At 64.6% G+C, this 7,209-nt stretch carries 6 protein-coding genes; 2 read left to right on the top strand and 4 right to left on the bottom strand.

Features of this window, described 5'->3' with window-relative positions; genetic code table 11:
- Nucleotides 1-767: 767 nt before the first annotated feature.
- Nucleotides 768-1,712, bottom strand: a complete 945-nt coding sequence (locus tag AD72_RS34500; protein WP_031470857.1) for an SDR family NAD(P)-dependent oxidoreductase — start codon at nucleotides 1,710-1,712, stop codon at nucleotides 768-770.
- A gap of 736 nt (nucleotides 1,713-2,448) precedes the next feature.
- On the bottom strand, nucleotides 2,449-3,672 hold the full coding sequence (locus AD72_RS34495) for an MFS transporter (protein WP_231645149.1): 1,224 nt from the start codon (nucleotides 3,670-3,672) through the stop codon (nucleotides 2,449-2,451).
- A gap of 269 nt (nucleotides 3,673-3,941) precedes the next feature.
- Between AD72_RS34495 and AD72_RS34490 the strand changes: the two genes are divergently transcribed.
- The gene (locus AD72_RS34490; RefSeq protein WP_031470855.1) at nucleotides 3,942-4,508 is read left to right on the top strand and encodes a type 1 glutamine amidotransferase domain-containing protein; all 567 of its coding nucleotides are present in this window, start codon (nucleotides 3,942-3,944) and stop codon (nucleotides 4,506-4,508) included.
- 842 nt (nucleotides 4,509-5,350) lie between these two features.
- Here AD72_RS34490 and AD72_RS37000 read toward each other — a convergent pair.
- Entirely contained in the window at nucleotides 5,351-5,932 is a 582-nt protein-coding gene (locus AD72_RS37000) for a hypothetical protein (RefSeq protein WP_156365517.1), read from the bottom strand.
- A gap of 126 nt (nucleotides 5,933-6,058) precedes the next feature.
- Between AD72_RS37000 and AD72_RS34480 the strand changes: the two genes are divergently transcribed.
- Nucleotides 6,059-6,445 (top strand): DUF2267 domain-containing protein, encoded by a 387-nt coding sequence (locus AD72_RS34480; RefSeq protein WP_031470853.1) that lies wholly within the window; start codon nucleotides 6,059-6,061, stop codon nucleotides 6,443-6,445.
- 201 nt (nucleotides 6,446-6,646) lie between these two features.
- Here AD72_RS34480 and AD72_RS34475 read toward each other — a convergent pair whose 3' ends face one another.
- The gene (locus AD72_RS34475) at nucleotides 6,647-6,928 is read right to left on the bottom strand and encodes a hypothetical protein (RefSeq protein ID WP_037348408.1); all 282 of its coding nucleotides are present in this window, start codon (nucleotides 6,926-6,928) and stop codon (nucleotides 6,647-6,649) included.
- Nucleotides 6,929-7,209 lie beyond the last annotated feature (281 nt).

The following is a 7,209-nucleotide window of genomic DNA, read 5'->3' as shown; positions in this document are numbered from 1 at the left end:
CGATTCAAGGGGAAGCTCACCAGGCCTGCTTCCGCTGGTCGCGACTATTGGGAGACACGCTGTAGCTGAGGCCTGATGGCGCTAGAGGGAGTTCTTCAGTGTTGCCAGACCCGCTTCCTCAGATGGGGCCCGGTCGGCGGCCTCATCAGCGCCGTCCGGTTTGTAGGCAGTGGTGAAGCTGGCCGAGTATTCTGTTGAACTGTTGCCTCATCGCTGCTGTGTGGCGGTCTCCGACGGTGCGGCGCCGGTCATGATGGCCTCGGGCTCAGCCGGAACTGGTTAGTCGGAGAAGGCCCGTACGAAGCCGGTCGCCGCTACTCGACCGTTCTTCATCTCGAGGTGGGTGTTCACGATGCTGCGCTCGGGTACGCGGTCCCTAACAGAAGGACCCACCCGTAGGCATTCGATTGGCCGTTGGCGATTCCTGTGCCCGCACCGCTCCCGGTTTTACTGGAGGGACTAAGGTCCAGGTGTGACGGGGTAGTGCCTTTAGGCGGGCTACCACTACGGTTGATGAGCGTGTCGATGGGCTTGTGCTCGCCCGGGGTAGGTGACGAACGGTGTAGCGTTCGCGTCGGTTTTCCTGTGCGGTTCATAGGGGCCGGTACGCCCGAGGCGTCGGGGACTACAGTGAGTTGGTGAACGTCTGGCGGTTGGTCAAGTAGCCCGTCTTTTTCAAGAACTCAATCGGGCCAGGTAGCGGGGAGGCTTTCCATGTGAGCGCAGAACGGTTCAGGACTCACTAGGTAACGCGCGAGAGTCGCGGGTCAGTGTGCCTGGTCGTCATGTTGGTGCAAGCGTCGGGCGGCGCGCCTGTCCAGGGTAGTCAGCGCGGTGAACCAGGCCGCCGTTTTCGTTGTCGCGTGCCCTGGAATGGCCTCGGGTGACTCGCCACGCGGAAGCAGCCGGTCCAGGACGCTTAGCGCCCAGATCGTCGTTGTCGGCGCGAGACCGTGTGAGCGGGCCGCCAGTTTCGCGGTCGGGGTGACGATCACTTCTCGGCGCCCGCGCAGCGTCGCGCGCACGATCTTCTTGGCGGCCGTGGCCGCGCTCGTGGACACCAATGGCAGGCTTGCGCCAACGGCGAACCAGCCGTGTTCTGCTTCCTGAGCGCCTTTGAACCAAGCGTTGCGGGTGGAGCCGGTTCGCATCAGTCCCGGTACCGCGGTCGTGACCGTGATGCCGTACTTGCCCACCTCGACACCCAGCCCTTCGGAAAAGCCTACGACCGCGTGTTTGGCCGCTGTGTAGGGCAAGAGGTGCGGTGCGGGAAGCTTGCCGCCAAGCGAGGTAATCGTGACGATTCGTCCGCCACCGGCTTCGCGCATCACCGGCAAAGTTGCGAGCACCGGATGCACTGTACCCCAATATAGGGTGTCGCTAGCGGCGGTGAAGTCCTCGGACCGCATAGCCGCGGCCGGGCCGACTTGGATCACTCCGGCATTGGTAACCAGCACATCGATGCGTCCGTACTCGCGCACCGTGGATCCGATGAGCTCCTTAGCCTGGGCGAGCACCGACACGTCCGCCGTCCGTGCCAGCACCCTGGCACCGTCGGCGCGCAAGTCTGCCGCCGCCACCGCTAACCCTTCGGCGGAGCGGGCGCACAGGACCAATTGGAAGCCCTTTCGGGCGAGCTGACGGGCCACCACAAACCCGAGACCGCGACTCGCGCCTGTCACCACCGCCACCGGCTGGTCCTGCGTCGACATGTCCACCGCATTACCACCCATAGCGATGGGCTAAACGTAGGAGCGGCCGGTATCCGCGAGCGAATAACGATTCTCGGGAAACAACGACATGCCGACCAGCGACACCGTGGAAACCATCCGATTACGCATTGAGGGGAGAACCTACGGAGTCGTGGTCGAGAACGGTACTGGATTTGTTGCGTGAACGTTTGGACGTCATCAGCGTCATGGACGTGCCCGATCGGAATTTGAGTCGGCGAACAGAGCTCCGGTGGTTTCCTTCTTCGGAGGCTACGGCATGCGCTGCCGAAACCGTGGTGCTGTTCGCCAAGGCGGTACTGGCTGGTTGCCCTGGGGATCAGGCGGAGTCGATGGTGGTCCAGGAGATGACGCCTGTGGTCTCGTACTCGTCCAGCAACCGGTCGAAGATCCGCTTGGCGGTATGTCGCTGCCTCCGCGGCGCGTCGAGATCGTCCCGCAGCCAACCGTCGATTACCGGCTTGAAAGGGTCGAGGCCCGAGGCGTGGCCAGCGCTTCTTTCGCGGCTCCTGCCACGCGGAGTTCATCGCGGCAGCGACGGTGCGGAAGCCGACGCCGTGCTTACGTTGCATGGCGTGGTTCGGCAACCCTGCCCGGGCACCACGCCGGATCGCCGCGTACAGGTCTACACGGGATTGTGGAGGCTGGACGACGTGATCGTCTGGCGTCAACTCCGGGACGCCAGAACGCGGTTTTGCAGCATCTTTCGTCGCCGAGATCACCGCGTCCCCTCCCGATGTTTGCTCGGTCGATGCCATGGCTGGCGCCGTGGGAAGACCGTGATCGCTGCAGCGACACCGATGGCCGCGGCGGCAATCAAGGCGGTGGCCGGCCAGCCGAACCAATCCGCCGTCGCTGCCCCAAAGGCGGTTCCGAGGCTGCCTCCCGCAAAGTAGACCAGCATGTAGGCACTGTTGAAGCGTGCGGGGGCCGCCGGATCGATCGCCAGAACGGTGCTCTGGTTGGCCACCTGGGCGGCGAACAGTCCCGCATCGAAGACCGCCAGACAGGCCAGAGTCACGGCCGTGTTCGGGAGGCCGAAGCCCAGGACGACCGCGGCTACTGCGGCCATGAAAAGGCCGACGGGGATCACCCGGCGAGCACCGACGCGGTCGGTCCACGCTCCCGCGACCTGGGTGGCCAGGATGCCCGAGAGGCCCGCGAGTGCGTACAGTCCGATCCGTTCAGCCGAGTACGAAAACGGGGGCTCAGAGAGCGCCACGGCGATCCCAGCCCAGACCACGCAGAACGCGAAGAACCACATGGTGCCACGCAGTGCGGCAACGCGCAGGGGCGCGTGACGGACGAACGAGCTAGGCAGGGAACGCAACGTAGACAGGTAGCCTCGCTCGACGGTGCCGCTTGATCTCGGGAGCGCCACCAGGCAGCACACGGCAGCAATGCCGCAGGCGGCGGCGAACACGAGCAGCATCCCGCGCCAGCCGAGCTCGTCTGCAAGCCACCCGCCGACGATTCGGCCGGTAAGGATGCCGGCTGAGATGCCGGCGGTCACGATTCCCAAGATCGTTGCCCGCCGCTGAGGAGGAGCCAAGCGGCCCGCAACCGAGCTCAGACCCGCTCCGACCGCCGAACAGGCACCGGCAACGGCGACCACTAGGCTCAACAGCGTGACGGTGTGGACGACGGCGCTGGCCGCAAGTGCACACGCCAGGCTCCCGAATTGAGCGGCCAGGACCCGCCCAGGAGCGAAGCGGTCGACCAACGGCACGAGAAGACCGAGACCAACCATGTAGCCGATAGGTCCACACGCGAGCGCGACCCCAACGGCAGTGATCTGCGTACCCAACGAGTCCGCCACATCTGCAATCGCGGGCTGCATCGGGTAGATGGTCGACGTGCCGAGGGCAGCCGAAACGGACATGAACAGGACGGCGGAACCGCGGAGCCGAGCAGAAGCCCCGATGCTGGTATCAGTTGGCACCCGACCGACCGTAGGGGCGCACGAGCCGGAATACTGGCGGGAATGCGACTAGACCGTCGCGATGCGTGGTCAACAAGGTGGTGTCGACGTTCATCGACATACCCGCACCAAGACTCACTCGTGGTGTCACAACTGAGCGACAAGTGGTGTCGGGCCTGGGCGACGTAGCCAAGCCGAGGAGGTAGATGGTGCCCGGAGGCGGTTTCACGATGAATCCGAGCGGGTAGGCGGGTGATGAGTTGTTATTGCCGTATGAGGGGTGTTGCATCATGACGGACGAGCTGTACGGCCGTCGCGTGGCGCTACTGGCTGCCGACGGGGTTGAGCAGGCGGAGTACGAGCAGCCACGTGAGGCTGTCGAGCAGGCGGGCGCGAGCGTGCGGTTGTTGTCCGTGCACGGTGGTGAGATCCAAGCGATGAACGGCGATATCGACAAGGGCGAGCGATTGAGGGTGGACGCAGTGGTTTCGGATGTGTCCGCCGATGATCTCGATGCTCTTGTCCTGCCGGGAGGGACGATCAATCCCGATCGGTTACGCGTCGATCCGGGTGCGGTTGAGTTCGTACGGTCATTCGTGAGTTCGGGGAAACCGACTGGGGCGATCTGTCACGGGCCCTGGACGCTGGTTGAGGCCGATGTGGTGCGAGGACGCACGGTGACGTCCTTTCCGAGTATTCGAACCGACCTGCGTAACGCGGGCGCGGAAGTGGTTGATGAGGAAGTGGTCGCCGACAAGGGACTTGTGACCAGTCGGAACCCGGATGATCTTCCGGCGTTCTGTGCGAAAATCGTCGAGGCGTTTGCTGAGGGGCGACATTCCACCGTGGCCGGTTGACGCGAAACCTGAACGGTTGTTTAGGGACCTGTGGCAGCGGGGCGGTGTACCAGTGCTGGTCCGGAGTGAGACGCTGCCAGACGCACGGTTGGAGGAAGCGTGTCTTGAGGTGCGCCTGCGGTGCTCACTGGGCAGTCACAGTAGGTATCGTCTCCGTGGTCTCGGTGCTTGCGGAGGCGTCGCAACGATGGCGGCCGACCGGACGGCAGTTCCCGCACAACAACACGGTCTCGATCAATTCCCCACTCTGCCCGATAATCGACGCAGCACGTACTCGGGTTTCCTGGCAGGTCGCGCACCGATGTCGCCCCGACCGGGCGACATGCACTGTCGTATGCGGCGACTGAGACCTCATCGCTGAACCCCGTTCTCTTGAAGACCTTGGACATACCCCAGGTGATGCCCCGTTACACATGTGGGCAGCTGTTGTTTGTGGTGATAGCGGCGGAACTTGGTGTGCGTCTCGAGGAGGAGTGTCGAGGGGAAGCGCGGCAGTCTGTCGAGCACAGGAGCATGAGCGCAGGCAGGAGGACTGCCAGAGCCCGTTGTGGCCTGGCCCAAGCGACTGAGCCTCAACCGGGTTCAGCGAGTGATTCGTTCACCGGGCGGCCGCGGCGACCGATCCCGCAACGGCAGTGCGCCGCTCGGCACCCACGTTGACCAGCCGGTGACAATGCTTCGACCAGTCGACTACGACCGCGGTATCGCAACCCTGCTCGCTGAGGGTGCCGCCACCCCTGCGAGCGGGGTTGGCGACCGCTCAGCCGACCTTGGTCGAGCGCGGCAGCACAGCTGGGACCGGCAGGGGCCAGTAAGTGCGGGCCGGGGTGCGGCTGGCGCTTCTACCATGGTCGGAGCGGATATCGCCGTCGAGCGTCCTGTGTGCGCAGTGGGCGTCGCGTCTCCATCTCCGGCTGTCGTTGGCTGTCTTGATGGTGTCCGCTGTGCGGGCGACCTTGGTGTTGCCGTCGGTCCAGCTCACGTTTTGCCCGCAACATCCGGGCGTTGATCTCATGCGTAGCCGTGTCGTGGCAGGCGCCGTTGAGCGTCTCCATCAGCTCGCGGAAGATGCGCACCGGGACCACATGGACGCGGCCGAGGCTGTCCAGGATGCGGTACTCCCATTGCGGTCCTCGGTCTTTCAGTTCGCGCGCACCGGGTTGCGACTCGAGGGCCTGCACCGACCAGCCGACCATATCGGGCAGCGGTTGCCAGTTTCGGGTCATCTCGTCCTCCCGTGATTCGCCGACGTCATCCGGCACGCGACACGCATCCGGGCCGGTGCGCAGCGGAGTGGTTCGTTCAGCGTGCCAGCGTTGTTGGCAGTCCTGGCTGCAGAAGTCCGTTGAGGGTGATCCGAGCCGTGGGCGGCCACAGTATTGGCATCGGACGGTGTCTTCGCCGGGATTGAGGACGTCGTTCACCTCGTACCTCCGGATGGTCGCTGACTTCACGGCTCGGCTACCCGCGTTGACTGCGCCCCATGCCCGGTTTCACGGAGGGAAGCGGTGGGTAGCGCTGAGACACAGGCACCACGTCCGGAGGTTGTGATGCAGTACGAGGAAATCCTCAGTAACGTGCGGCATTCTGGTGGTCCGTCCAGGCAGAGCGAAGCTGAGGGACTACTCGATGCGGTACTCGGGGTGCTCGGACAACGGATCACCCAAGACGAAGCCAGTGACCTCGCCGCGCAACTACCGGTGCCGTTGCGGGCGCCGTTGCTCGGGCACCAGGCCGACCCAGAGCGATTCGGGGCGGCCGAATTCCTCCGAAGGGTGGCAGAGGCACAGTCGATGGGGCACAACGAGGAACGGTTGCGCGCGCACGTGCGTGCCGTGTTCGCGGTCCTGGTCGAGGCCGTCAGCACGGGCGAGCTGGCCGACGTCCTCGATCAGCTCCCGGCAGAGTACGAGGACTTGATCCCAGCAGCCGGCTGACCCGAGGTATGAACACCGCAGGCACGAGGAATGGCGCCTCGTGGCGCGCGATGGTGACCGATACGGAAACCATGCGCCGCCCCGCCCAGACGACGGTGGGGTTCTCCACGGCAAACGGTGCAGGGAGAGAGTCTGAATAAGACCGCGTCACGGACCGCTGTTCGTTGCCAGAACAGGTGCCCGAGGAAGGCTCAACGAGTGTCATCTGGCCAGGCGGTTGCGCAGCTCGGTGATCAGTCGCGCGTCGCGGCCGCGCAGCACGTCGAGATCGAGCTCGTGTGGGATCGCCACACCAGGTTCGCGCTCGAGCAGATACCGCAGGGTTTCCTCAACGACGCGAGTTCCCTGGATTTCCGGGAACAGCAGATCATCGAGGAAACGTGTACTGACGGTAATCCGGTGATGGGTGATATCCCGCCCGTCGTGTACTGTCGCGGCGTAGGCATGTCCCCGGAGATGTTCGGCGGCGACGTACTCGCTCATGTTGTCTCCTCACTAATCGGCCCGTTCCCTGACGTTCGGAGTACCCGCGTGCTGCCCTGGCTAATCGATGCCGTCTTGGTGCTGGGGACTGTGGCGGCCGCATCCTCGAGGCGGAAGTTGCGGTCCGGGCGTACGACGGTGTAATCGTCTCCTCTTCGGCCATCCGGTGTCTGCCCACCAGGAATTCCCTGGGTCCGCGGTGCGCAACTGGAACCGCCATACAACGGTCGCGTGGCGCGCCTCATGTGAGCGCGAGCGAGGCCTAAGGGGTGTCTCGTAAC

The sequence above is a fragment of the Sciscionella sediminilitoris genome, assembly GCF_000737195.2.
Taxonomy (GTDB): domain Bacteria; phylum Actinomycetota; class Actinomycetes; order Mycobacteriales; family Pseudonocardiaceae; genus Sciscionella; species Sciscionella sediminilitoris.
This window is presented reverse-complemented; position numbering and strand designations above follow the sequence as displayed.

Bases quoted from the DNA above. Each gene is read 5' to 3' on its own strand.
- AD72_RS34500 (WP_031470857.1), bottom strand. From the start codon at position 1,712: ATGTCGACGCAGGACCAGCCGGTGGCGGTGGTGACAGGCGCGAGTCGC.
- AD72_RS34490 (WP_031470855.1), top strand. From the start codon at position 3,942: ATGACGGACGAGCTGTACGGCCGTCGCGTGGCGCTACTGGCTGCCGAC.
- AD72_RS34480 (WP_031470853.1), top strand. From the start codon at position 6,059: ATGCAGTACGAGGAAATCCTCAGTAACGTGCGGCATTCTGGTGGTCCG.
- AD72_RS34475 (WP_037348408.1), bottom strand. From the start codon at position 6,928: ATGAGCGAGTACGTCGCCGCCGAACATCTCCGGGGACATGCCTACGCC.